Origin of the sequence: Paenibacillus sp. GCM10012306 (genome assembly GCF_042649265.1) — a bacterium.
GTDB lineage: Bacteria > Bacillota > Bacilli > Paenibacillales > Paenibacillaceae > Paenibacillus_AQ.
Map to the genome: position 1 here is coordinate 216622 of NZ_JBHRYW010000001.1, position 25381 is coordinate 242002.

General features: G+C 47.2%; 23 protein-coding genes. 19 read left to right on the forward strand and 4 right to left on the reverse strand.

The window, feature by feature from the left end:
* Window positions 1-273: 273 nt before the first annotated feature.
* Entirely contained in the window at window positions 274-1353 is a 1080-nt protein-coding gene (locus ACFORK_RS00980; RefSeq protein WP_379194696.1) for an oxidoreductase, read from the forward strand.
* A 42-nt stretch (window positions 1354-1395) separates the two neighbouring features.
* Entirely contained in the window at window positions 1396-1986 is a 591-nt protein-coding gene (locus ACFORK_RS00985; protein ID WP_379194698.1) for a TetR/AcrR family transcriptional regulator, read from the forward strand.
* Window positions 1987-2005: 19 nt separating this feature from the next.
* Here ACFORK_RS00985 and ACFORK_RS00990 read toward each other — a convergent pair whose 3' ends face one another.
* Complete coding sequence (locus ACFORK_RS00990; protein ID WP_379194700.1) at window positions 2006-2752, reverse strand: MFS transporter; 747 nt, start codon at window positions 2750-2752, stop codon at window positions 2006-2008.
* A gap of 41 nt (window positions 2753-2793) precedes the next feature.
* Window positions 2794-3804: an alpha/beta fold hydrolase gene (locus ACFORK_RS00995; protein ID WP_379194702.1), complete on the reverse strand. Its 1011-nt coding sequence runs from the start codon at window positions 3802-3804 to the stop codon at window positions 2794-2796.
* A 137-nt stretch (window positions 3805-3941) separates the two neighbouring features.
* On the opposite strand from ACFORK_RS00995, the gene ACFORK_RS01000 reads away from it, so the two are divergent.
* The 12 genes from ACFORK_RS01000 to ACFORK_RS01055 all read left to right on the forward strand — a co-directional run bounded on the left by ACFORK_RS01000 (window position 3942) and on the right by ACFORK_RS01055 (window position 17402).
* The gene (locus ACFORK_RS01000; protein ID WP_379194704.1) at window positions 3942-4841 is read left to right on the forward strand and encodes a LysR family transcriptional regulator; all 900 of its coding nucleotides are present in this window, start codon (window positions 3942-3944) and stop codon (window positions 4839-4841) included.
* Window positions 4842-5593: 752 nt separating this feature from the next.
* The gene (locus ACFORK_RS01005) at window positions 5594-6592 is read left to right on the forward strand and encodes a LacI family DNA-binding transcriptional regulator (protein ID WP_379194707.1); all 999 of its coding nucleotides are present in this window, start codon (window positions 5594-5596) and stop codon (window positions 6590-6592) included.
* A 191-nt stretch (window positions 6593-6783) separates the two neighbouring features.
* Window positions 6784-8298, forward strand: coding sequence for a sugar ABC transporter ATP-binding protein (locus ACFORK_RS01010; protein ID WP_379194709.1), 1515 nt, complete (start codon window positions 6784-6786; stop codon window positions 8296-8298).
* The gene (locus tag ACFORK_RS01015; protein WP_379194711.1) at window positions 8295-9257 is read left to right on the forward strand and encodes an ABC transporter permease; all 963 of its coding nucleotides are present in this window, start codon (window positions 8295-8297) and stop codon (window positions 9255-9257) included. The genes ACFORK_RS01010 and ACFORK_RS01015 overlap by 4 nt, the downstream gene beginning before the upstream one ends.
* The gene (locus ACFORK_RS01020; protein ID WP_379194713.1) at window positions 9254-10189 is read left to right on the forward strand and encodes an ABC transporter permease; all 936 of its coding nucleotides are present in this window, start codon (window positions 9254-9256) and stop codon (window positions 10187-10189) included. Before ACFORK_RS01015 ends, ACFORK_RS01020 begins: the two co-directional genes overlap by 4 nt.
* A 21-nt stretch (window positions 10190-10210) precedes the next feature.
* On the forward strand, window positions 10211-11254 hold the full coding sequence (locus tag ACFORK_RS01025; RefSeq protein WP_379194715.1) for an autoinducer 2 ABC transporter substrate-binding protein: 1044 nt from the start codon (window positions 10211-10213) through the stop codon (window positions 11252-11254).
* Window positions 11255-11278: 24 nt separating this feature from the next.
* Window positions 11279-11848, forward strand: a complete 570-nt coding sequence (locus ACFORK_RS01030) for an ureidoglycolate lyase (RefSeq protein WP_379194717.1) — start codon at window positions 11279-11281, stop codon at window positions 11846-11848.
* Window positions 11845-13167, forward strand: coding sequence for an ArgE/DapE family deacylase (locus ACFORK_RS01035; RefSeq protein WP_379194720.1), 1323 nt, complete (start codon window positions 11845-11847; stop codon window positions 13165-13167). The genes ACFORK_RS01030 and ACFORK_RS01035 overlap by 4 nt, the downstream gene beginning before the upstream one ends.
* The gene (locus ACFORK_RS01040) at window positions 13167-13898 is read left to right on the forward strand and encodes a glutamine amidotransferase (protein WP_379195732.1); all 732 of its coding nucleotides are present in this window, start codon (window positions 13167-13169) and stop codon (window positions 13896-13898) included. The genes ACFORK_RS01035 and ACFORK_RS01040 overlap by 1 nt, the downstream gene beginning before the upstream one ends.
* Window positions 13899-14155: 257 nt before the next feature.
* Window positions 14156-15556 (forward strand): ABC transporter substrate-binding protein, encoded by a 1401-nt coding sequence (locus ACFORK_RS01045; protein ID WP_379194722.1) that lies wholly within the window; start codon window positions 14156-14158, stop codon window positions 15554-15556.
* A 106-nt stretch (window positions 15557-15662) separates the two neighbouring features.
* Window positions 15663-16553 carry a carbohydrate ABC transporter permease gene (locus ACFORK_RS01050; RefSeq protein ID WP_379194724.1) on the forward strand — a complete coding sequence of 297 codons (891 nt, stop codon included), beginning with the start codon at window positions 15663-15665 and terminating at the stop codon, window positions 16551-16553.
* 15 nt (window positions 16554-16568) lie between these two features.
* Window positions 16569-17402, forward strand: coding sequence for a carbohydrate ABC transporter permease (locus ACFORK_RS01055; RefSeq protein WP_379194726.1), 834 nt, complete (start codon window positions 16569-16571; stop codon window positions 17400-17402).
* Window positions 17403-17489: 87 nt separating this feature from the next.
* Here ACFORK_RS01055 and ACFORK_RS01060 read toward each other — a convergent pair whose 3' ends face one another.
* Window positions 17490-18164: a Crp/Fnr family transcriptional regulator gene (locus tag ACFORK_RS01060; RefSeq protein ID WP_379194728.1), complete on the reverse strand. Its 675-nt coding sequence runs from the start codon at window positions 18162-18164 to the stop codon at window positions 17490-17492.
* 128 nt (window positions 18165-18292) lie between these two features.
* On the opposite strand from ACFORK_RS01060, the gene ACFORK_RS01065 reads away from it, so the two are divergent.
* Window positions 18293-19471: an adenosylhomocysteinase gene (locus ACFORK_RS01065; RefSeq protein WP_379194730.1), complete on the forward strand. Its 1179-nt coding sequence runs from the start codon at window positions 18293-18295 to the stop codon at window positions 19469-19471.
* A gap of 146 nt (window positions 19472-19617) precedes the next feature.
* Here the strand turns inward: ACFORK_RS01065 and ACFORK_RS01070 are convergent, their stop codons facing one another.
* Window positions 19618-21216 (reverse strand): amidase family protein, encoded by a 1599-nt coding sequence (locus ACFORK_RS01070; protein WP_379194732.1) that lies wholly within the window; start codon window positions 21214-21216, stop codon window positions 19618-19620.
* 133 nt (window positions 21217-21349) lie between these two features.
* Between ACFORK_RS01070 and ACFORK_RS01075 the strand changes: the two genes are divergently transcribed.
* From ACFORK_RS01075 to ACFORK_RS01090, 4 genes are all read left to right on the forward strand, one after another.
* A complete protein-coding gene (locus ACFORK_RS01075) occupies window positions 21350-21550 on the forward strand; it encodes a hypothetical protein (RefSeq protein WP_379194734.1) in 201 nt (66 codons plus the stop codon).
* 332 nt (window positions 21551-21882) lie between these two features.
* Window positions 21883-22416, forward strand: a complete 534-nt coding sequence (locus ACFORK_RS01080; RefSeq protein WP_379195734.1) for a group II intron maturase-specific domain-containing protein — start codon at window positions 21883-21885, stop codon at window positions 22414-22416.
* A 395-nt stretch (window positions 22417-22811) separates the two neighbouring features.
* Entirely contained in the window at window positions 22812-23618 is an 807-nt protein-coding gene (locus ACFORK_RS01085) for a tyrosine-protein phosphatase (RefSeq protein ID WP_379194736.1), read from the forward strand.
* A gap of 20 nt (window positions 23619-23638) precedes the next feature.
* Complete coding sequence (locus ACFORK_RS01090; RefSeq protein WP_379194738.1) at window positions 23639-25336, forward strand: glycoside hydrolase family 3 protein; 1698 nt, start codon at window positions 23639-23641, stop codon at window positions 25334-25336.
* The last annotated feature ends 45 nt before the right edge of the window (window positions 25337-25381 follow it).

The window sequence follows — 25381 nt, forward strand, 5'->3', positions numbered from 1 at the left end:
TAAGACCCCTTGGGAATCCCGAGGGGTTTTTACTTATGTGTACGTAAGGTTCCTGAGCAAAAAAATGTTTAATTTCCCTCTGGAGTTCCTCTGATTTTCATTATTGACCAAAAGGTAAATAACTGATATTATAAAGCCACGCTATTCGACAAATGTTTTATGGGAGTGATGCTTAAAAGAAATATTCCCTTCATAAATATTTTTTTGAGCATTTAATGACCTTTTGGTCAATAATAATGAGATGCAAAAATAACTAATAAAAGGAGCAACTCCATGACAACACCTAACGTACTGCTAACCAGTTACCAACTTGGAAATATAACTCTTAAAAATCGTGTGGCGCTCGCCCCGATGACACGGATGTCCGCTGACAACGACGGTCGTGCAACTGATAGAATGGCCAGATATTATGAGAGCTTTGCTGCAGGTGGCTTCGGTCTAGTGATTGCAGAAGCGGCATACCCTGACGAGGAATATAGCCAAGGGGTTTTGAATCAACCGGGGATCGCTAGCGATGATCATGTTACGGCATGGAAAGCTGTAACTGAAGCTGTACATGCCCGAGGCAGTAAGATTATTTTGCAAATCGCTCATGCTGGCGCAGTATCGCAAGGTAACAGATATCGAGAGGGGACCGTCGCTCCATCATCCGTACAGCCAACTGGGGCAGAGCAGGGGCATACCCCGAAAGAACTTACCACTGAAGAGATTCAAGAAATTATTGCTGGATTTGCAGAGGCTGCAGTGAGGGCTGAACAAGCGGGCTTCGATGGAATCGAACTTCATGGTGCCAATGGTTTTTTAATAGATGAATTTCTAACGGATTATACCAATCTTCGTCAAGATGAATATGGCGGCTCTACAGAAAAGCGCACCCGTTTCATCACTGAGATTATTAGAGCCATTAGAGAAAAAGTTGGTAATCGCATCGTTGTTGGTGTTCGTATTTCTCAAGCAAAGATCAATAATTATGAGTACAAATGGGCGAATGGCGAACAGGATGCTGAGATCATATTTGGCGCCATTGGCGCAGAACAAACGGATTATATTCACATCACGGAATACAATAGCTTAGCCCCTGCTTTTGCGAACAGTAATTATACGTTAGCAGAGCTTGCCAAGAAGTACGGGAAAACAACGGTAATTGCCAATGGGCAATTGGATCAGCCGGAGGATGCACAGAAAGCACTTGAGGCAGGTTCAGATCTGATTTCTCTTGGAAAACCGGCACTAGGCAATCATGATTGGGTCAAAAAAGTGGAAAATGGTCTGCCTATTGAAGAATTTACAGGGGAAGTATTGAGTCCGGCTCCAACTATAAAGGACAGTGAGTTATACAAGGAGAATGACTAAGCGCTATTGACACAATAATCTATAAGTGGATATGATCAGTGTATGAGTAGACCTAGAGAGTTTGATTATGATAAAGTATTGCATCAATTAATGCTGACCTTCTGGGAGAAGGGCTACAAAGGCACTTCCCTGGCCGATTTGGTGGCAGTCAGCAATTTGAAGAAGCAAAGTCTATACGGGGCTTATGGTGATAAACATGCTTTGTTTATAAAGGCGCTTCGTCTGTATCGAATGCAAGCCATAACTTCCATTCAAGAGTTGTTGAATCAAGAACCGTCGGCGTTAAGAACATTAGAATTATGGAAAATAAATTTGCTGCAACCCAGTGAGGACACTTGTCCGAAAGGTTGTTTTATCGTAAACATGGCCCTGGAGCTAGGCACAGAGGATGCTGAGGCTTCGGTGGAAATTGATGCACTGTTTAAAGACTCGGAGAAGTTGCTTGAGGAAGTCATTATTCGTGGTCAAAAAGCAGGAGAAATTATATCTCATTTTCCAGCCAGCCTTATCGCTAAAAATTTATCCACTACTCAACATGGGATCCGAGTATTAAATAAAACCAACAGTTCACAAGAAGAAATTAGAGCAATTCTTGATTATAGTATTGATTCCATACGAGCTGTCCCGCGCTGAAAAGCACGGGGCAGTTTTTTTATGGCGTGCCGGGGGCGCTTTTATTACTGAATAGCCAGATCGCAAGAAGTAGAGCCATACTTACAGCAGCAAGCCCGAACCAATTTAAGTAGAGAACAGAGGTGTTGCTGATGACAAGTCCGCCCAATCCAGATCCCAATGCAAAACCTAATTGGATAAAGGAAGTATTCAAAAGGGTAACCTTGTCCTCTTCTTTGATGGCCGGAACCTTTTTATAGATGATTAGTAAGGGAAGAACGCTTAATAACCCGATTGCAATAAATAGAACTCTCCATCCAAGCCTTTCACTAAAAAATGTACCGATTGGAACACCCAGTACAAGCGAGCTGCTGAGACCCATCAAAATAATGCCGATAGCTCGTCCCCTTCGTTCTTTTTCTACTAGTCGTGTTGCTACTGCCATGGCCACTACGGTAGCCATTCCTCCACTAGCTCCTTGAATCATTCGTACTGATAGTACGATTTCATAAGAAAGATTCGCAAACATAAGTCCGTTAGTGGCAATGAACACACCGAAGGAAGACATGAGCAGCTTCTTGCGATCCATATTGATGGTCAGTGCGATTAGAATCGGCGTGATTATGGCTCCTGCGAGCGCAAATACAGTCACTAATAGCCCGACCTTAGAAGTTGAAATGCCCAAGTCCACGGCAATCATATCAATGATTCCTGTAATAATGTATTCAATGGTTCCGATCAGAAAGACCGCAAGTGCAAGAATATAGATGATCATGTTATTTTTCAATGGGATTCGCTCTACTTTCTATTATTCACTTTGCGTTGAAATCATTCACCCAAGAAAACCTTCAGCTGTTGATCTATAAATTCGGAATCAGGATCATGCTGTCCAATGCCTGCGCAATGCCCCCATTTCGAGTCAATCGGGAGGAAACGTGCATCCAGCATACATTGTGCCTCATAGTTGTTATCCTGGGGAGGAAAGAACAGGTCTGTACTTCCCGGCATGATCAGTGCACGGGCTGTAATGCTACGTAATGCAAGTTCGAAGTTCCCGTTATACGCCTGGTTTACGCTGATATCGCCGCTGATTCCGGTACGTAACATAGTGATCAGGTCATTGGCATCGAAGGTCAGGAAGACTTGATCCCAATAATTCACTACATAATCCTCCAGGGTTTGGTAGCCGTCTTGCTGATAGAGCTGCTCCAGATAATAAGCTTGGGAGAAGCCCCAGGGTGCATAGACCCGACCCATTGCGGCTAGTCCCGCTGTAGGCTGCTGCTTATAAAACCCATTTTCCCATGCGGAATCCGCTTGAAGTGCAGCGATCATGTTTGCAAATACCATTTGCGCATGTGGCCTTGTCTGAGCCGTACCCCCAAACGGGGCGATTCGTTGCACCATATCTGGATAACTGGCTCCCCACTGGAAGGTTTGAAGAGCTCCAAGTGACCAGCCGACAACGAGGGCGATTGTACTAATCCCAAACTTCTTGGTAACCAGTTGATGCTGTAGAGTCACATTATCGTAAATCGTGACCTCCGGGAAGTTTCCGCGATCATAGGGCGGAGCCGTATTACTTGGCGAGGAGGATAATCCATTGCCCAGCATATTTGGTATGATGATGAAATACTTTTCCGGGTCCAGCGCCTTGCCAGGTCCAATTAACCATTCATTATCGGTATGCAGACCTGCAAACCAGGTGGGATAGACAATGGCATTATTTTTTGCCGTATTCAGTGTTCCGTAAGTTTTATAGGCAAGAATGGCATTGGGCAGGATGACACCGGATTGCAGCAGAACATCCCCCAGTTCATAAATTTCGTAATCTTTCATCGTAATAATCCCCTTTTTTCGTAATCGCAAGATGACCGGTCGTTCTTGTCACCACTCTACGACGATGTTATTGTTTGTTCAAGGAAACGTTTATGAATGAAACATTCAATTTTTTTGAACTAAGGATGGGATGTACTGTGGAATTGCGTCAACTCAAGACCTTTCATACGCTTGCTTCTACACTCAACTTTAGCCGCACTGCAGAAGTACAGAACTATGTCCCGTCAACGGTTACGATGCAGATGAAGGCTTTGGAGGAGGAGCTAGGTGTCAAGTTAGTGGACCGGTTGGGAAAAAAAGTAATATTAACCGATGCGGGGAGACAGTTTCTCGGATACGTTGACAACATATTAAGGGAGCTTGAAGAAGCAGAGCATGTGGTCAGGCAATCTGGCGAAATGACAGGGACACTGGTCATAAGTGCAGATGAGACGTTGTGTACATATCGGCTGCCGGATGTATTGCGGCGTTTTCGCTTGCGCTATCCTGGGATTCGGCTATTGTTCCGGGCGCTGAGCGACGACAATCTCAAACAGAGTCTACGGGAAGGAGACGCGGATATTATTTTTATGCTGGATGAGGACAAGGGTGAGACCGGGTTTTGTGGAGAAAAATTGCTGAATGAATCCTTTTATTTCCTAGCGGCGCCTGATCATCCTTTGGCAACATGTACGTCATTGACGGTTGAAGATTTTAAGGGTGAGACCTTTTTGCTGACAGAGAAGGGTTGCTCTTATCGCACGTTTTTTGAGCGAAGTCTGTCGCATAAGGACATGGGGGGAATTACGGAGTTGGAGTTTAACAGTGCAGAAGCGATCAAGCAATGTGCGAAAATAGGAATGGGTATCGCCATCCTGCCTGAAATGGCTGTGGTCGAAGAAGTGAATCGGGGAGAGCTGGTTCCGTTACCTTGGGATTTGACCGCCATATCCTTCGCAACCCACATGTTCTGGCATGAAGAGAAGTGGATCTCGCCTGCGATCGAAGCCTTTATAAACTTAAGCCGGGATACATTTCTGGGGAATAACAATTTGTAAAAGCAATGATAGAGCCAATGATAGAGCCAATGATAGAATCAATGATAACACCTTAAAAGACTGCTTCCATGTCGTAACATGTGAAAGTCAGTTTTTTAAGGTTTTTTGCGTGGTTTAGATCATTTTTATGAATCTTAAGTGGGCCTGCCTCAAAATCAGTACTTGCCTCGTCAGGTAGCGGACTCCAGAGACCTTATCGCCTATAAATTCAGCCATTCAGAAAGATAACGGACTCCAGAGTTCTTATGTACAGAAATCGTCTGCAAATTCCGCTGTCCGCTAGCAAATAACGTCATCTGAGTCCGCAACATCATTCAGAGAGCTTAGAGTGGAAAGTAACGGCTATACGATCCGTTAGCTCTTATAGATGAGCCTTAGGTTTTGGAAATGGATGGTGTTCATGAATTAGGGGGACCATGTTGTATTATCCAGCACAGAGCTTCCTAATTGTCATTTAAGTGTTATATTTTATGACGTGATTAAATGAATTATTTTTTAATGGAGTATAAATGATTATTTATGTCATCTTAATGTTATATATATGTTGCATTTATCTTTATTTTTTAAATTTTTAAAAATGTATTGATAACTTATCTAACATAAACTAGAATGAGATTAGAAATTGCGTAAACGTTTTTGCAAAACAACAGATCAATGTTAAATAGTCTTACATTATAAAAGGTATAAAGGTTGTAAAAACGTTATTACAAAAACAGAGGTAAAGAATGGAAGTGGTTGTCACGAAAAGGGACATGACGATTAAAGATGTGGCAAAAACGGCCAATGTGTCTGTTGCGACTGTATCTCGGGTAATCAATGGACTGGACCGGGTAAGTGAGGCTACACGAAAAAAAGTATTGAAAGTAATCGATGAATTAAACTTCGTGCCGAACACGATAGCGGCATCTATGGTGAATAAAAAGACGAATATGCTGGCGGTAGTTGTGCCGGAGATTCAGAATCCTTTCTACACGGCAGTAATAGGCGGAACGGTGGAAGTAGCAAAGAAAGAAGGCTTTGTCACACTCGTAGTATCCACGAATGGCGATGAGGCCGAAGAGTCCACCTATTTCGAGAGTTTTCTTGGTAAAAACGCCGACGGTTTTATCTTGATTGGTACTCATAAGACAGCGGATTTTTACCAGACCATTCGTAAGCCGACAATTCTGGTAGATCGGTACATCGATAACAGCGGCCATGATGGTGTCATGATTGATAACTATCGCGGCGCTTACGAAGCTACCAAGCATTTTTTGGAGTATGGTCACACACGCATTGCAATTATAGATGGGAAGCATGACTTTAATGACGGTAAGGATCGGTATTGGGGATATCAGCGGGCGATGGTTGAAGGCGGGGTTAGCCCTGACCCTGAGTATCACAAGCAAGGGAGCTGGCTGGAGGAGAGCGGATACCAGTCTACCATTGAATTAATGCAAGCTGACATTCCCCCGACAGCGATTTTTGCAGCCAATAACTTGATTTGTCAGGGAGCCATCAAGGCGATTAGGGATTTGAATCTGGAGATTGGGGAAGACATTTCATTAATCGGGTTCGATGAGAATGAACTGGCCGAATTTGTGCAACCGAAAGTAACGGTCGTTCGCAGACCTACTCGTGAAATGGGGACGCAAGCTGCAGAAATGCTAATTAAGAGAATTAGGGATAAAGATACGGATGAGACAAATCCGAAGAAGGTCATACTGGATGTCGAACTAATGAAATACGGCTCCGTTAAAAAAATGAATTAGTCGCAGGAAGAAGCGCAGGTTCTTGAATTTATTTGAAAAAAGAAAGAGCGGATTAGATTAAGTTGGATTAAGATAATCTATTGCATCCATTGACTTTGTTGATTTAAAGCTGAGTCTTGTTAAAGTATGCCTAAATTTCACATCTGTTCACTAGTCAACCAGACGAGATCGTTTGAAAGGGAGGGTTAACGATGGAACGTCCGATCTTATCGATGGAGGGGATCAGCAAGGAGTTTCCGGGTGTAAAAGCTTTGGAAGGTGTTGATTTCGAGCTTTATCCCGGAGAGATTCATGCTTTGATGGGGGAGAATGGGGCCGGGAAATCTACTTTGATGAAAATATTATCCGGTGTGTATGCACCTACCAAAGGGATTGTCCGGCTCAAAGAACAGGATGTAGTCTTTCGTAATCCTCTTGATGCGCAGCATCAAGGAGTATCTATCATTCATCAGGAATTCAATCTGTTTCCCAACTTATCTGCGGCAGAGAATATTTATATCGACCGTCCAGAAGTAGTGGGGCGGTTCGGAAGAATCCACTGGTCAAGATTATATAGTGAAGCACAGAAACTGGTCGACTCCATTGGTGGGAGAGGGATTGATGTCCGTAAGGAAGTACGACATCTGGGGGTTCACAGCCAGCAGGTCATCGAGATTGCCAAGGCCTTATCGTTCCAGGCGGACGTACTGATCATGGACGAGCCATCAGCAGCGCTGCCAGAGAATGAAGTGCAAAAGATGTTCGATGTAGTAAAGCGGCTTAAAGAGCAGGGTGTGGCTATCGTCTATGTCTCGCACCGGATGAAAGAAATATTCGAAATTGCAGATAAAGTGACGGTATTAAGAGACGGGAAGAAAATCGCTACACACGGGATCAAAGAGGTTACCGAGCAGAGTCTGATTCAGATGATGGTTGGCAAAGAGGTTGCCCAATTATATCCTGTGCGAACCGTAGAGCCGAGAGAAGAGATTGTGCTGCAGGTGAAGGAGTTGTCTCTCGACTCCACGCATTCTATTTCTTTCAACTTGAAAAAAGGTGAGATTCTCGGGCTGTTTGGTATACCGGGTTCCGGCTCCCACACTGTAGCAGAGCGACTCTTCGGATTAGTGAAGGGAACAGGGGCAATCGAGATCAATGGTGTTCAAGTACAAATTAACACTCCTAATGAAGCGAAAGCCAAGAAGATTGCTTATGTTCCGCCGGATCGTCACCGCCAAGGCATTATTAAACCGATGTCGATTCGGCAAAATCTAGCGCTTCCCATCCTGCCGAAACTCTCAAAGGGCTTGATTCTGGATCAGGAAGAGATTAAAAAAATGAGTAGCTCCTATATGGAGCAATTGCATATCAAGGCGCCCGATGATCTGCAAAGTGTCGATTTTTTGAGCGGTGGCAATCAGCAAAAGGTAGTCATCGGCAAATGGTTGGCCGCAGAACCGGAAATCCTCATTCTTGAAGAACCAACACGAGGTGTGGACGTGGGGGCGAAGGCTGAAATCTATAACATTATTCATCAGTTAGCATTAAAGGGCTTAAGCATATTGCTTATTTCATCAGAGATGCCGGAGGTCATCGGCCTCAGTGATCGAATCCTGGTGCTGCATAAGGGAGAAATTGTTCATGAATTTGGACACGGGGAAGCGGATCAGGAGCAACTGCTGAAGCGTGCCTCCAATCCGCGGACGAAGGGAGAAGAGGTCATATGAAGCGTCTATTGAACATCCACGAGGCACCGATCATCCTGTTCACACTGTTGATAGGCATCCTGTTTACCATCATCTCCCCGGAGTTTCTTCAACTGGATAATGCGAAGTTGATATTGGATCAGAATACTTCCAGCGCGATTGTTGCAATCGGGATGACTATGGTGATTCTGCTGGGCGGCATCGACTTATCGGTAGGCTCGGTGCTGGCCCTGACCGCCACTTCAGTGGGGCTATTCCTCAGTCACGGGATGTCACCTTGGCTTGCTTCCTTGCTTGGCATTGGCATAGGGATTCTGTGCGGTGTGTTTAACGGCTACTTTATTGCTGTGCTGAACATTCCGGACATTATTGTTACGTTAGCTTCGATGTATATCTTTCGTGGTCTGGCCGTGGGGATCAGCGGCGGAACATGGATGACTAATTTTCCCCCAGGATTCCAGTTCTTCGGACAAGGTCAGGTCCTGGGCATTTCCTTTCCGCTAATCGTTGCTGTAGTCCTGATCATCGGCTTTATCTTTCTTCTAAAATTCACTCGCTTTGGCCGCAGAATCTATGCGATTGGCGGCAATAAAGCTGCGGCCAAGCTGGCCGGAGTTAGTATACCGAGAACCAAATTTATGGTCTACGTATTCAGCGGAATGCTTGTGGGCATTGCGGCAGTGATTTTTGCCTCCAAGGTGGGTAGTGTTCAGGCCTCAACGGCGGGCAGCAATCTATCCTTTGAAGTAATGGCAGCGGTCTTGATCGGCGGGGGAAGCATCTTTGGCGGAACTGGCACAATTGCTGGAACGGCAGTCGGTATTCTCCTGATGGGAATTATCAAGAACGGCTTGGTCATTGCCAAGGTGTCTCCGTTTTGGGTAGATGCGACGACTGGGTTTCTGATTATCTTGGCCATTGCCATTAATACGCTGCAATACGTCAGACAAAATAAACGCAAAGGCGGCGAGTTGATATGAGTGCACTGACCCAATTTTTTAACTTCAAATCTAATAAAATGCTGGTTCAGTCGCTTTTGTTTATCTTCATCCTCGTCTTTTTCAGCATTCAATCTCCTTACTTCCTGTCATTCACCAATTTCATGAATGTGCTGAACCAGATGGTCGAGGTTGGTCTGATCGCAATCCCGATGACTATGATCATTATTTCAGGCGCAATGGATCTTTCCGTCGGCTCAATTCTTGCCTTCTCCGCTGTTTGTATGGGACTAGCGTTCCAGGGTGGCCTGAACATTTGGCTTAGCGTAATCATAGGGTTGTTAGCTGGACTGGCATGCGGAGCTGTTAACGGGTACCTGATCGCCAGGCATCGTATGCAGGCTATCGTTGTGACCATCGGAATGCTGGTGATGCTTCGCGGTCTTGTCTATGTACTGAACGAAGGAAGGCCGATCAGCGGCTATCCGGATGCCTTCTACTTTCTAGGCCAGCAATATTTCTGGGGGGTTCCCTTTAATGCGATTTTCCTGGCCGTCATGTTCTTGATTGCGAATTTTGTAATGAAGAAGACGCGCTTTAGCCTCTATGTGTATGGCATAGGTAACAACGAAGAAACCGTCCATTATTCAGGGATTTCTGTTGTTCGCACCCGGTTCATTTTGTTCATGATCAGTGGGTTGTTCTCCGCTTTGGCTGGTGTTTTCCTAGTGTCCCGTCTGGCAAGTGCAGAAGCGACATCAGGTACAAATATAGAGCTTGATGTAATTACAGCTACCCTGATAGGAGGCACACATATTTTTGGCGGAAGGGGGAGTCTGGCAGGTACGTTTCTCGGCTTGCTAATTATCGTGTTTTTACGCAATGGCCTTAATTTGTTGGGTGTATCCGTATTGTATCAATCCGTAATTCTCGGCATTCTGTTGTTGATCGCTGTTGGTAAACAAAAAGCATAACTTACTTGGAGGTCGAAGCACATGAGAAAAATCGCTACTACGTTAATTACTGGATTATTGACACTTACTTTGGCTGCTTGCGGAAATACGGGCAACTCCAAACCACAAGAAAGTGCGGGAAGCGATAGCAATCAAGGCTCTTCGTCCACTGCCACAAGAACCTATTTCATTAATCCCAAGTCCATTGGCCCCGCTTATTGGGCGGCCGCTGAAAAAGGAGCCAAACAAGCGGAGACTGATCTGAAGGTGAAAGTTCTCTTCAATGCTCCCACAGAGGCAGATTCCTCCAAGCAAATTAATATGATTCAGGATATGTTGACTCGTCAAGTGAACGGGATTGGGGTCTCGCCAAATGATGCCAAAGCCGTTGGACCTGTATTCAAGAAAGCAGCCGGTCAGGACGTCAAAATTGTCACCTGGGACAGCGATGCACCAGATACGGACCGTCAATATTATATAGCTCCAGCCACGGATGAAGAGGTTGGAGACAAGTTGGCTAAAACGATCGGCGACGAGATTGGAGGCAAAGGCCAGGTGGCATTCATGGTAGCAGGTCTTGGTTCTCAGAATCAAATTGCCAAATCAGAAGCAGCAAAAGCTTACCTGAAGGCTAATTATCCGGGCGTTGAAGTGGTTACAACGGTGTCCAGTGATGATGATCAACAGAAGGCATATGCCAATGCGCAGAACCTCATCAAAACATATCCCGATTTGAAGGGCATCATTGGATTTGCAGGCGGTGAGCCGCCGGCAGCAGCTGAAGTGGTCGAGCAAGCAGTAAAGGCTGGCACTTTGAAAGCAGGACAAATTGCTATCACCGGTATTGCCGTTCCTAGTGTGGTCAAAAACTACGTTAAGAATGGCACGATTAAAACAGATATTATTTGGGACCCAGGCAAGCTCGCCTACATGACTGTGTACGTCCTCGATCAACTAGCTCAAGGGAAAAAAATCACAGACGGCATGGATGTGCCAACGGTCGGCAAGGTGAAAGTGGATGGGCAAAGCGTCTTTATCGGCATGCTTGAAGTCACAAATGATAACGTAGACAGCTTTGGATTCTAATCCTACAGGAAAGGAGGCGTAAAAATGCAGCATAGCATCTCTGTAGAACCATTAACGAAAGAGGCTTTTGAACCTTTCGGCAAAGTAATAGATCTTCCTTCTTACGCTCCGCCCAAAACGGGAGATGGATGGGACTGCTGGAATTACATCGATATGCTGGATGTACACGAGCCCATTGGCTTTGGACTTGTGATTACGAAAAAGAGGGAGTTTTTGGTGGAGGCGATGGAGCGCCACGTAAGTCGGGAGGAGCTGCTACTTACTTTCGATAAAGAGATCATTCAGCCGGTGGCGTTATGTGCCGATATTGATGATCCGGATGAACATCCCGATGCACGCACGGTGAAATGCTTCAAGATCAAACCGGGGCAAGCCATCATTATTGGCCGGGGGGTCTGGCACAGTCCAGCTTATCCTGCCCATGAGGATGCGCGCTACATGTTCGCCATTGAGAAGAAGAAGGACAAGTTCGGTGATGAAATGATCAATCCATGGGTGGATTTCAAAGATGGAGATACGGTAAGTTTCGGAGATGGCTCGTCCATCTCTGAAGTACCCAAGCTTGATCAACTTGAGGAGGACTGGCAGCTATGAATCAAGAACAGCAAATTATGCAGTGGATAGATGATCATAACGATGAAATTATAGGCTTCTTACAGCAATTGATACAGATTCCAAGTGTGAACCCCTGGTTTTTTGATGAGCCAGGGCCATCCAAAGAAAAAGACGTTCAGGAATTTATTGCTGACAAGCTGTCTAAATTAGGCGCGGAGATCGAATTATGGGAACCTGTCGCTGACGACTTAAAGCAATATGAGGGAATGGCCGGTTATTATCCGGGAAGAGATTTTAAAGGAAGACCCAATTTGGCGGCTACTTTTGGAGCGGGGGCAGAAGGGAAGTCCCTGCTACTCTTTGGACATATTGACGTAGTAAAAGCCGGTTCGAAATGGACTGTAGATCCCTTTGGAGCAGAGGTGATTGACGGCAAACTGTATGGTCGGGGAACGGTGGATATGAAGGGCGGGGTCGCGGCCATGATTATGGCGGTTGAGGCGATCCTGCGCAGCGGGGCTAAGCTTAAGGGGCCTGTCATTGTGGGTACGGTCGTGGATGAAGAGACGGGTGGCATGGGTGCACTTGATTTTATTCACCATGGCTATCGTGCAGATGGCTGTATATTGACGGAGCCTACTTCCCTTACAATCGCTCCATTATGCAGAGGAATTCTTTGGGGCAAGATCAAGGTGCAAGGCCGTAGTGGTCATATCGAGATGCCGCAGGCGGACTGGCAGAATGGCGGTGCGGTGGATGCCATTAAAAAAGCCAGATTGATCCTGGATCAGTTCGATCATCTGAATGCAGACTGGGCTGTACGCAAGACACATCCGTATCTCTCGATTCCCTGTCAGGTCCATGTAGCGCAGTTTAATGCGGGTGAGTACCCAACTTCATTTGCCAACGAAGCTGAAATCGTGTTTAATGCGCAGTATTTGCCTTCGGAACGGGACGATAAATTAATGGGCGGACATGTAAAGAAAGAACTGGAAAATTTTATTAATAGTGTAGCAAAATCAGATCCTTGGCTAAGTCAAAATCTGCCGGAGATTGAGTGGTTGGTGGATGCCGATTGTGCGGAAACCGATGTTGAGCATCCTTTTGTTCAGACTTGTGTTCAATCCCTGCAATCCCTTGGTCTGGAAGGCAAAATTGAAGGTCTGGGCTTCCATACGGATATGGGCTGGCCGGTTAATGTGGGGATTCCCACAGTGAATTTCGGACCGGGAGATCCTAGTCTGGCCCACCACAGCGATGAGTTCACGCCTGTAAACGAAGTGATAGATGCGGTGAAGATGATTGCGAAGACGATTATAGATTGGTGCGGAACTGAAGCAGTGGAGGTGCAGAATTGATGAAGGTATTATTCATAGGCGAATCCTGGATTGTTCATATGATTCATACGAAAGGGTATGACAGCTTTACATCAACTAAATATGAAGAAGGAGCTACGTATCTGTTATCCTGCTTGCGCGAAGAAGATGTAGATGTGACTTACATGCCTTCGCATGAAGTGCAGGTACGCTTCCCGAAAAGCCTGGAAGAGCTGCAAGCCTTTGATGCCATTGTGATCAGTGATGTGGGTGCCAACACCTTCCTGTTGCAGAACCCTACGTTCTATCAAATGCAGATTGTTCCCAATGCGCTCGACTCCATTAGACAATTTGTTGCGGCAGGTGGCGGCCTATTGATGATCGGTGGGTACCTGACGTTTATGGGGATCGAAGGTAAGGCGAATTACAAAAACACCATTCTCGCCGAGGTGTTGCCAGTTGAAATGATGAATGGTGAGGACCGTGTGGAGATGCCGGAAGGCTTCTCTCCGAAGGCTTCGAAGTCCCATCCGCTGGTCGATTCATTCGGTGAGTGGCCGAGGCTGCTAGGCTACAATAAATTGGTGACCAAGCCGGATGCGGAAGAAATTCTGAATCATAATGGTGATCCAATGCTTGTACTAGGCACCTATGGATCAGGCAAAACCGCAGCCTTCGCAAGCGACTGTGCGCCACACTGGGGCTCGCTGGAATTCATGAACTGGGAGCATTACTCAACGTTCTGGGGGAACCTGCTCAAGGGTCTGAAATAGAATACTGTCCCGGAAATCATATGAAATGAATGAGAAATTATAATAGCTGTCAAGCCGCTAAACCTTCCTGTTTAGCGGCTTTTTGATGATCTCGAGTCCATGCTGATGGCTCGTCTGACCGTGATCTTTTTGTGGTGAGAAAAAAGTTAAGAATATCTGAACGGCCTCGGAAATAGAGATGAATATACGTTACTGAAAGCGTATTCATATAAAATGGATTATATAACCATTTTATATGTACAAAAGGAGGCCAAAGGATGAAGACAGGCAAAAGGGGATTTTGGCTTGTGGCAACGTCGGTATTAAGTGTGTCCTTATTGTTTGGTTGTTCGGGTGGCAAGAATAGCCCGGCAGAGACGAGCAAGCCGGGGAAGACCCAAGAAGGGCAGACGGTCAAGAAGACGGTTTCGGTTACGTTCAGGGATGACGGTGTCGGTGAGAATGGGGCGTTCTATAAGTGGCTGAAGGAAGTAGCGGCAAGCTATCCTGATAAAAATGTGGATATCAAGCCCACGCCGATTCAAGCGTCGGAAGGAGATTATTTTGCGAAGATCGCTCTGGCTTTGAAGTCCAAGGATACCGCACCGGATATTGTGACCGAAGATACGTTTATTCTGAATTCGGATGCCAGTGCAGGATTCCTGGAGCCGCTTGATGATAGATTGGCGAAATGGGAGGACTGGACCAACGGCTCCTTTATCGAAGCGATGAAGAAGGGTGTTACAGCTAGTGACGGCAAAGTATACGGGGTTCCTTACAATACGGATTCCCGCGGCTTATGGTACAACAAGCAGATCTTCAAGCAGGCTGGTCTTCCAGAAGACTGGCAGCCGAAGACATGGGAAGATGTCCTGAATGCGGCCAGAGCGATCAAGGAGAAAGCGCCGGATGTCGTGCCGATCTGGATGAACATGGGCAAGGCGACGGGCGAGGCTACCTCGATGCAGACCTACGAAATGCTGCTGTATGGTACAGGCGAGAGACTGTACGATGATGCCACCGGGAAATGGACGGTCAAAAGCCAGGGCATTCTCGATGCGCTTGGCTTCGTAGAGACGGTTAATAAGGAAAAGCTGGGGCCTCCGCTGTCCAAAGTGCTGAACGGCCAGGCCGGCAACACCGCTTCGCGCGAATACCTGCCTAAAGGCAAACTGGCAATTTCACTGGACGGATCATGGATTTCAGGGAATTATCTCGATACCGGGGCTGCGCCATGGCCGGAATATAAGGATGTGCTGGGATTTGCACCGATGCCTACCAGTAAAGGACAGGAGCCAGGCTCTATAACACTGGCTGGTGGCTGGGCACTGTCGATTCCAAGCAACTCCAAGAATAAGGATGAAGCATGGGCGTTTATCCAATACGCCTTAGGCAAGGAATACACCCAGAAGCTGGTTATTGCCTCCGGAAATATTACCGTGCGTGCCGATGTTGCCAAGGACCCGGGCTATACCAAAATGCCATTTAACGAGATCGCAACCGAATATCTGAAAAATGCGGAGTTCAGACCCGCTCAGGATAAATATCCGGAAGTGTCCACACAAATCCAAACGATGGTGGAGTCCGTGGCTACCGGAACTGCGCCTGCGGATGCAATGAACAAATATGCGCAGGATGTTACCCGCATCGTCGGTGCGGATCATGCAGTAGAGAAATAGAAGACATTAGCCAGAGGCTGGCTAGCTCAAGCATTCTTTCAGGTTACCCATGAATGCTTGGGCCTGCGGCCTTATTCAGAACTGCAGCACGGAAGGAGAACGGCACATGAGCAGCTTGTCAGTGGACATGTACGGTAAGTCCAAAAAATCGTATACATGGCTCTTTTTTTTACTGCCTTCGATCGCGATTATGCTCCTATTTTTTATTTATCCGATATTGTTGACGTTCTTCTATTCCTTTACGAACCTGGCGCTGACCGGTGAAGCCGCGAAGGAATTGAAATTTATCGGATTCGATAACTATACACGGATGTTTCAGGACCCCACGGTAAGAATCAGCATCTGGAATACGCTGATCTTCCTGATCGGCTCGGCGGTTATTGGCCAACAGGTGCTCGGATTTCTCATTGCCCTGCTGATGAAACAGCGGAACAAAACCTTTCGGCGTGTTATCGGGACTATCGTGCTTGCAGGATGGGTTACACCAGAGATCGTATGTGCCTTGTGTCTGTACAGCTTTTTTGGGGATGATGGTACGCTGAATGCGATCATTGGCTTTTTCGGATTTTCGGAAGTGACGTGGCTGTTCACGGTGCCGATGCTCACTATTATTCTGGCGAATATTTGGCATGGTACCGCGTTCTCGATGCTGGTGTTCCAAGCGGCGCTGGACGATGTGCCGAGTGAAATTGAGGAAGCTGCGGTGGTGGATGGAGCATCCAAGTGGAAAATATTCACCCGTATCATTCTTCCTTATATTAAAGGGACCATCACAACCAACATGATGCTGGTCACCTTGCAGACGCTCGGGGTGTTCGGCCTGATTTATGCCATGACCGGCGGTGGCCCTGGTAACTCCACAACTACGTTGCCTATCTTCATGTATAATCAAGCTTTCGTGAACTATCAGCTCGGTTACGGGACGGCCATATCCTTACTATTGCTGCTAATCGGTATCGTACTAAGTCTGTTATATATCCGCTCGATGAAAGAGTAACCGAGGTGAATCCAAATGAATGCCAAACAGCGCAAACTGATTTTTCGTATCCTGCCGTATGTCATCCTTGCAGGGCTTGGAATATGCTTCGTGCTACCGCTGCTCTGGATTCTGGTAGCGTCCGTAGATCCCAATGCGATGCAATCTCTAAAGGTTCCAAGCCGGCTCACCGGAGCTAATTATATTGAAGTGATCACAAGCAGAGACAATCAAAGAGCCTTCCTGATCGGCCTTGTAATGTCGCTTAGCCAAGCTGTGCTGGTTGTAGTTCTGGCCTTGCTGGCAGCCTATCCGCTATCACGTTATCAGCTGAAATATAAGAAGCCGTTCATGCTTACGATTTTATTCATGACCTCCCTGCCGATTACGGCGGTTATGGTGCCTGTGTATCAGTTGTTTCTGGGGCTGAAGCTGTACGACAACATTCTTGGTGTCATTCTGTTCTATGTAGCATCTTCGATGCCTTATGGCATTTGGATGATGAAAAATTTTATGGATTCCGTGCCGAGTGACCTGGAAGAAGCCGCTTGGGTGGATGGGGCATCAGTGTTTACGGGGATTCGCAAGGTTGTCGCTCCGCTCATGGTTCCCGGTATATGTACGGTAGCGATTTTCACCTTCTCTGGTAGTTGGGGCAACTTCTTCGTACCGTATATCCTGCTCCAATCCCCTGAAAAATTCCCGGCTTCCGTGAAGCTGTATCAGTTCTTCGGACAATACGGTATGGTAGATTACGGCAGCCTGGCCGCATTCTCAGTCTTGTATGCCATCCCGGCGATTATCATGTATATCCTCTCTCAGCAGTATATGTCCAAGGGGTTTGGATTGCAGGGAGGAACCAAGGGGTAGAGCACTTTTGCCAGATATCATTTGATAAACATGCTTTTTTGAAAATTCTAACGGCAGAAATGCCGTTTTTTGTTTGGAGACATTTATTTAAAAATAAGACGAGTACTGTCTCAGTTTATTTATATCTACGATAGTTACGGTTTTATTTTCCTTAATAATAATCCGGTCATCTATAAGTTCATTGAGCAGTCGCCGGAGATGGCGGTCCGAAATCCCCAGCATGCTAGCAACCTCTTTGCTGACAAAGAAGATTACCGGTGTCTCGAATAGCTCCGAAGTCTGCAATAGGTACTTGCATAATTTGTTGCGAGCAGGGTACAGCATGGACCTGGCATTCTGAATGGAGGACCGCATCAGCTTCTCTGTTATGCTGGAGCACATGAACATTAGGAAGGGAACGGATCGGGTCAGCGTACTATTCATAATCTCCAGGGGAATTCGCAGAATTTCTGTCGGCACAGCGGCAATTACAGTATGAAGGTATTGGCATTTATGAAAATATTCAATGTCCCCCAGCAGTCCCCCGCGCTCCAAATAATCCACTACAGCGATGTTCCCTTTCTCAGATGAATTATGAATGGCTACCTTGCCCTCGATAATGATAAAGAACTCCGTTACTTCATTGCCGGTAGAGATCACCGTTTCGTTCTTCTTGTAACACTTAATTTCAAGAGCAGGAAGGATCTCGTCCGGAATAAGATCCTGGAGATTGGCCTTTACGATGGCTGCTCTAAGGTCTGGTCGAGGCTTGTTGACCGTCATGTAGGCAGACTCCTCACGTCTTTATTTGTCGTCCTAAAAGCGGACATATGTCCTCCTGGTTATGATTTTCAAATCATTATACTAGAGCCAGAAAGACAAGACAAATGCATAGAGACAGAGGTGACAGTATGAATTCTATAATTGATGATCATAGTTTGGCGAATGCGGGAGCTGTAAGAATGCATTGGTTCCGGGAGCGGATGCCCGTTGTTGCTGGGGTAAACCAAACATTTAAGGAACAGCAAATCTTTAAAGGCAAGACGATTGCGGTGTGTATGCATATTGAACCCAAAACCGGATTTTGGATTGAAGGGCTGCTGGGCGGTGGTGCGGAGCATGTCTATCTGGTGGGCTGCCTGGGGACGACCAAGAAGGATACTGCGGCATATTTGGCCTCCCTTGAGCATATCACCGTGCTTGGTAAGGAAGGCGACACTTACGAAGAACATAAGGAATATCTCAAGCTGGTGATGGAGCATAAAATAGACCTTTTCCTGGACAATGGAGCAAGCCTGATTCTGGCTCATCATGAGCTTAATCCGGGCTGGAGTCCTATGGGTGCCAATGAAGAGACACGTTCCGGGAAACTGCTTATCGAGAAAAGTCATGTAGAAACGGCCTATCCCATTGTTGTGATTGACGACTCGCCTCTGAAGCAAATTCTGGAGAACGCCGTAGGTGTCGGTCAATCGGTTGTCGACGGATTTATGCGAACCACCAGCCTTCTGGTCGGCGGCAAAAAGGTACTTGTAGTGGGTTACGGATACTGTGGGAGCGGTGTAGCGAAGAAGTTCCGTGGCTTAGGGGCCACGACACTCGTGTATGATCTCAATCCTGTCTATCAATTGAAAGCGAAGTCGGATGGGCATATTGTAGGTGAATTGCGGGAGTTAATTTCTGAGGCGGATGTCATTATTACAGTGACCGGTGCCTTTGATGTCATTACCGAGCAGCACATTCCTTTATTCAAAGATAAAGTGATCCTCGGCAATTCTGGTCATTACAGCTTCGAGATTAATGTTAAGGCCATCAAGCAGGCCTCCATTTCAATAGATCAGGTCAAGGAGGGGATTGAACGAATCAGCTTTGGGGAGAAAAGTCTCTACTTGCTTCACCAAGCCAATCCGCTGAACCTTGCCGGTGCTGACGGTAACCCGATTGAAATCATGGATCTCGGGCTAGGATTACAATCCTATTCCGCCTATCGTATTGTTACAGAAGTAGAGACGTTGAAAGCCGGAATGCAGCCGGTGCCGGATGATATTAATGAAAGAATAAGTCAGCTATTCATTGAATCCTTGAAGTGATCCATTCCCTTTCAAGGAACAAGAAAACGAACAGTTGATTTCACGAAGCGTAGCTTGTGGAGTTGTACAAAGAGGCTGTCCCAAACACAAACTTTGGAACAGCCTCTTGTACTTACTCGGGGTATGAAGTTGTCTACTCTACGTGTTTATTTAAGGGGCGGAGTGCTGAGTGGAGCTTTGCGCACCTTCGCTGCTTGCTCATAAGAATATGCAAGCGAGAGGAGCAGCGGTTCGCTGTAATCGCGGCCGAGCAGTTCGGCTCCGATTGGAACGCCAAGCGGCGCCGTTGCGGTTGGCGTAGAGAAGCCGCCTGGGAACGTGACGGCCGGGAAGCCTGTGCCGTTAGATAGCGTACCGTTGCGCTCCATCTGATCCGCTGCGCTGATCGGGGCGACGAGTACCTTCTGCAGCGGGTACAGGATGGCGTCAAGCCCCAAGTCAGCCATCTTCGAAGATACTGCCAGACGCAGTTTGTCACGGTTCAGGGTGCGGTCTTTATACTCCAGGTTGTTCAGGCCGTCTTCCACGGCAATTTCGGTTTCAAGTGTTTTTTGGACTGTCGGTGATGCGGTTTTGGAATCCACCAGCTGACGGAAGGTTTTCACGGGAGCGTTGGGTCCAAGTTCGGCGAAGTATTTATCCATCGCAGATCTAGCTTCCCAGCTAGCCGTCCCTACCTTCGGTGACAATGTATCGTATTCCGGAAGCGAGAAACGGATGATCGTCGCGCCTTTGGCTTCCATCGTTTTGATCACTTGCTCCATGACCTTATTTACTTCTGCATGGCGTTCTTCCGTACCGTACAGATTGGTCATGACGCCGATTCGCGCGCCTTTCAGCGAATTGGCATTCAATCCGGCCGCATAGCTTTTCGGGGTCTTGCCGACGCCGAATGCGGTGATAGGATCTTTCGGGTCATAACCGACCATGACGTCGAGCAGTCTGGCCGCGTCTTTCACTGTGCGAGTGATCGGGCCTATTTCATCTTGCGTAAAGCTGTTAGGCATGACGCCGGCACGGCTGATCAAACCCCTGGTGGGACGCACGCCAACCAGGCTGTTGGCGGAAGCGGGAGAGCGGATCGATTGACCGGTGTCGCTGCCCGCTCCCAGCACGGCGAGATTGCTGGCAATAGCCGCGCCGGTACCTCCGCTTGAGCCGCCTGGGGTCAGGGTTAAGTCGTACGGGTTCAACACTTGGCCGCCGAGGCTGCTGATGGACATGCCTCCTCGCGCGAATTCCTGCAGATTGGCTTTTGCGAGGATGATAGCCCCGGCTTTGCGCATCTTATCTACTGTGAAGGCGTCGGATGGTGGTACCGAGTCTTTCATGGCCACGTTGCCTCCAGTCGTAGGCATATCCTTAGTATTGTAGTTGTCCTTCAAAATGATCGGGATGCAAAACAAGGGACTAACCTTGCCTTTGCTGTCTTTGTACTGCTTATCCATCTTCGCTGCAAGGTTCAATGCGTCATTGTTGACGTTAATAATGGAGTTGATGGCTGGGCCTTTCTTGTCATAAGCATTGATACGGGCGAGGTAACTTTTGACCAGTGCGGTACAAGTGAGTGTTCCGTTCGCGAATGCGGCGTGAATGCTGTCTACAGTTGCTTCCTCAAGGACGAAGGGCTTGGCTTTTTTGTCTTTATCTTTCGCGTCCTTGCCGTAGGCGGGAAACTGTAAAACTCCGAAGATTAAAACCAAGGCGATGACAAGTGATGTTAGATTTCTGGGTGTAAATTTCATTAAATGCCCTCCTGTTATTGTTTATGCGTAAGATTATATTACTCAAAATTAAAAATATCAATAGATTTCGTCGATTGTGTTAATTTATATAACATTAAAATTAAGCAGACCTCGGGGCTGCGTGGAAGCCGTCGTGAAGCAGTTAGAGTCCCGGATACAGGAAACGCCAAAGGATAAGCCGCTAAAAAAAGCAGTACGCGCGTTCCGCAAAGACCTGCTCCCTCGTCTGCAAAAATACGAAGTTCAGCAAAGCAAAAAAAATGGCGATGCAAGGATAACCCTTGTACCGCCATTTTTTCATGTGCGCCCGGCATGGGCGATAACTTGGCGGTGAAAGTCCGCTACAGGCTTGGCAGTAGGAACTGTTAGCCAAGGGCAAGGGTGTCTGCCGCGAGGCAGAATCTGAAGGAAGCCGGAGGCAAACCCTCGGTCTGACGAACAGAAATCACATACAAGGCAGGGTGGGACGGACGAGCTCGCATGACAAAGCAAAGTCCAATACTGCCCGAATCCCATCTTGTAAATGTGGCGGATAGATGAGGGGAAGGTTATCGCTCTTACCCGGGGAGATCCCACAGACGCGAAGTAGGAAAAAAATCCGAAATAGCGGATTAAAGCTCGCTGTGAGAAGTCAGCAGAGGCCATAGTACGGAAAGTTTCATCTACCTGAACGAATTTGACCAGGAAATGAAGAGTCGGGAAGTGAACGTCATCCGGTATGCAGATAACATCGTGGTACTAGCCAGAAGCAAACAGGCAGCAACACGGCTTTTGGAATCCTGCGGGAGGTATTTGGAGAACAAGCTAAGACTCCAGATGAATGCGCAGAAAAGCAAGGTCGTCAGCGTAGTGGCCCGGAAGCATTTCAAATTCCTTGGTTTTGCACTAGGAAAGAACAGAAATAGCGTGGATATTCGCGCGCATGGTCAGTCCCTCGCAAAAGCAAAGAAGAAGCTGGAAGAACTGACGAGCCGCAGTCAAGGAAGGAATATCCGTCAAGTCATGGAGAAGGTGAAGGTCTACATTCGGGGCTGGATTGGCTACTACTATGTGGCCGACATGAAACGAATCTTGCAAAACTGGAGCGAATGGCTACGGAGGCGACTTCGAATGTACATCTGGAAAGGATGGAAGAAGCCGAGAAGTAAGGTACAAAACCTGCGCAAGCTAGGAATACCGGAAGGGCAGGCATACCAGTGAGGAAACTCGCGCCTTGGGTATTGGAGAATCGCCGGAAGCCCTGTGTTGTCTCGTTCCATAACAAATGAAAAGCTCGCGCTGGCCGGATATTATGACTTTCCGGCACAGTACGAGCATCTATGAAAATAGCACTTATGCGGTTGAACCGCCGTATACCGAACGGTACGTACGGTGGTGTGAGAGGTCGGCTACTCAACGATGAGTAGTCTCCTACTCGATTACGTTGATAATTTCTTTACTTGGATTTAATCATTACATAATAAATCATACTTATACTCAAGGGTGTTTACTAATAGTAAATATATACTTACTATGAGTGAATTTATGGTGATAAACCGCTCGTAGCGCATTGCAAATGCCGAATTTCGGGCCAAATATTAGGGTGGGGTGAACATATGAATCGGTTAATTCCTTTCCAGGGAACACATAATTTCCGTGATATGGGCGGTTATCGTACTGCCGATGGCCGTAAAGTCAAACATGGTCTTTTCTTTCGTTCAGACGAATTATTTGCGTTATCAGAGCAGGATATCAGGGATTTTCAAGGCCTGAATATCCGAACGATAGTTGATTACCGCAGTGAATATGAGGTACAGAAGAAGCCTGACCCGATCTTCCCGCAGGTGAACCATCTGCACATACAAGCCATTACGTCCGGTTCGCTATCTATGATGAATATGCCGGATCAAACGGAGAATGCGGATCAGCAGGAGCATTTTATAATAGGTTTGTTAAAAAGCGGGTTCTTCAAGCAGTATCGTTCAGATACGATGATGTTGGATCTATACAGGAACTTGGTGTTTAACAACCCGGCATATCAACGGTTAATGGAGATGATTCAGCTTGAAAACAATCTGGGACTGCTGCAGCATTGTACGGCTGGCAAGGATCGGACCGGCGTGGGAGCAGCTCTGATTCTAATGGCGCTTGGCGTTTCGGAGGCTGATATTATGGAGGATTATCTGCTCACCAATGAAACGATGAGGGAGATCAATGGCCAAATTCTGCATCAGCTTGCCGGGCATGTGGATGAGGATGACCTGAAGAATATTGAGCATATGCTCGGCATTAAAGAGGAGTATATGGAGGCTGTTTTTAAATCTATTAAGGACAACTATGGAGATTACGATTCGTATTTAGCCGCCGAGTTCGACCTAACGCTTTCCAAACGGGAAGCTTTACAAAAGCTGTGTTTGGAATGAGTGTCAGGAGGATCAATAACGTGGTAAACTTGGAAGCAAAACCGTTTAATTTAAAGCCTGCGGACATCCAGTGGGTTCATGAAACACTGGCAGCGATGGACGTTAAGGAGAAAATCGGACAATTATTCTGTCTGATCGGTTGGACAGATGATCCCCAGCAGTTAAAGGTGCTGCTTGAAGCAGTCAAGCCGGGCGGAATGCTATTTCGCCCTGGAGCAGGGGCGTCTGTGCAGGAGACGCATCGCTTCATTCAACAGCTGTCTGACATCCCGTTGCTTCTTGCTGCTAATTTGGAAGCCGGGGGGAACGGGACGGCTGTCGACGGTACTTATTTCGGCAATCCGCTACAGGTTGCCGCCACGGATGACGAAAACGTGGCCTATAAGCTCGGTCTTGTGGCCGGCAAGGAAGGATGGGCCGTTGGCTGCAACTGGGCCTTTGCGCCAGTGGTGGACATTGATCTTAACTTTCGTAATCCGATAACGAATGTTCGGACGTTCGGAGCTGATCCAGTCCGTGTCGCAAGGATGGCGAAAGCATTCATATCAGGGATGCAGGAGAGTGGGCTTGCGGTGTCGGTCAAGCATTTTCCGGGTGACGGCGTTGATGAGCGTGATCAGCATCTCTTAACTTCGGTAAATTCCTTGTCCGTTGAGGCCTGGGACGATACCTATGGGAGCGTCTTCCGGGAAGTTATTGAAGCAGGGGCCAACACTATAATGGCTGGCCATATCATGCTTCCAGCGTACTCACGAATGCTCGCTCCCGGCCTCAGTGATGAGGAGATTATGCCCGCGACTCTGGCTCCCGAGTTGATTCAGGGGCTGCTGCGGGACCGTCTCGGCTTTAACGGTCTTGTTGTTACAGACGCCACACTGATGGCTGGCTTTATGATGGCAGAGCGACGGGAGATTGCCGTGCCGAAGGCTATTGCTTCGGGCTGCGACATGTTCTTGTTCAACAAGAATATGGAGGAGGATTTCAGCTTCATGGTGAAAGGGCTTGAAAGCGGAATTCTCACTATGCAAAGGCTGGATGAGGCGGTCACACGCATTTTAGCCCTCAAAGCCTCTTTGGGTCTGCATCAGCGTAAAATTGCCGGCACGCTTGTTCCAGGGCCAGAGGCGCTCTCGCTCTTGCAATGTGAGGAGCATCGGCTGTGGTCGCAGGCCTGCGCGAACCAAGGGGTTACCCTGGTCAAGGATACACAGCAGTTGCTGCCGCTTTCCGCCTCTAAGCATAGACGTGTACTCTTATATGGCCTGACCAACGGCAAAGCCCGCGGTGAAGTTTCTGCCGAGCGCCAATTGACAGATCACTTAAATAAGGAAGGGTTTGAGGTCACACATTTCAACCCTGAACAACTTGACTTTGAAGCTTTCTTTCAAGCTATAGGGAAGCTGCGCGATCAGTATGACCTGGTACTATACGCAGCGAATGTGGAGACCGCAAGCAATCAGACGACAGTACGCATTAATTGGGAACCGTTTCTTGCTGCGAATGTACCGTGGTTTGTTAAGGAGCTGCCAACGGTGTTTGTTTCTTTTGCCAACCCGTATCATTTGCTGGATGTTCCCCGTATACCCACGTATATTAATGCCTATTCGTGCAATGAAGCCACAATTGAAGCTGTCGTTGACAAGCTGCTCGGTCGCTCTCCCTTTACAGGAACTTCACCGGTAGATTCATTCTGCGGTTTGTGGGAAGCAAAGCTGTAGCCTGCGAAGGATTTTATTATTGGAAATGCCAATTTCGGTAACTAT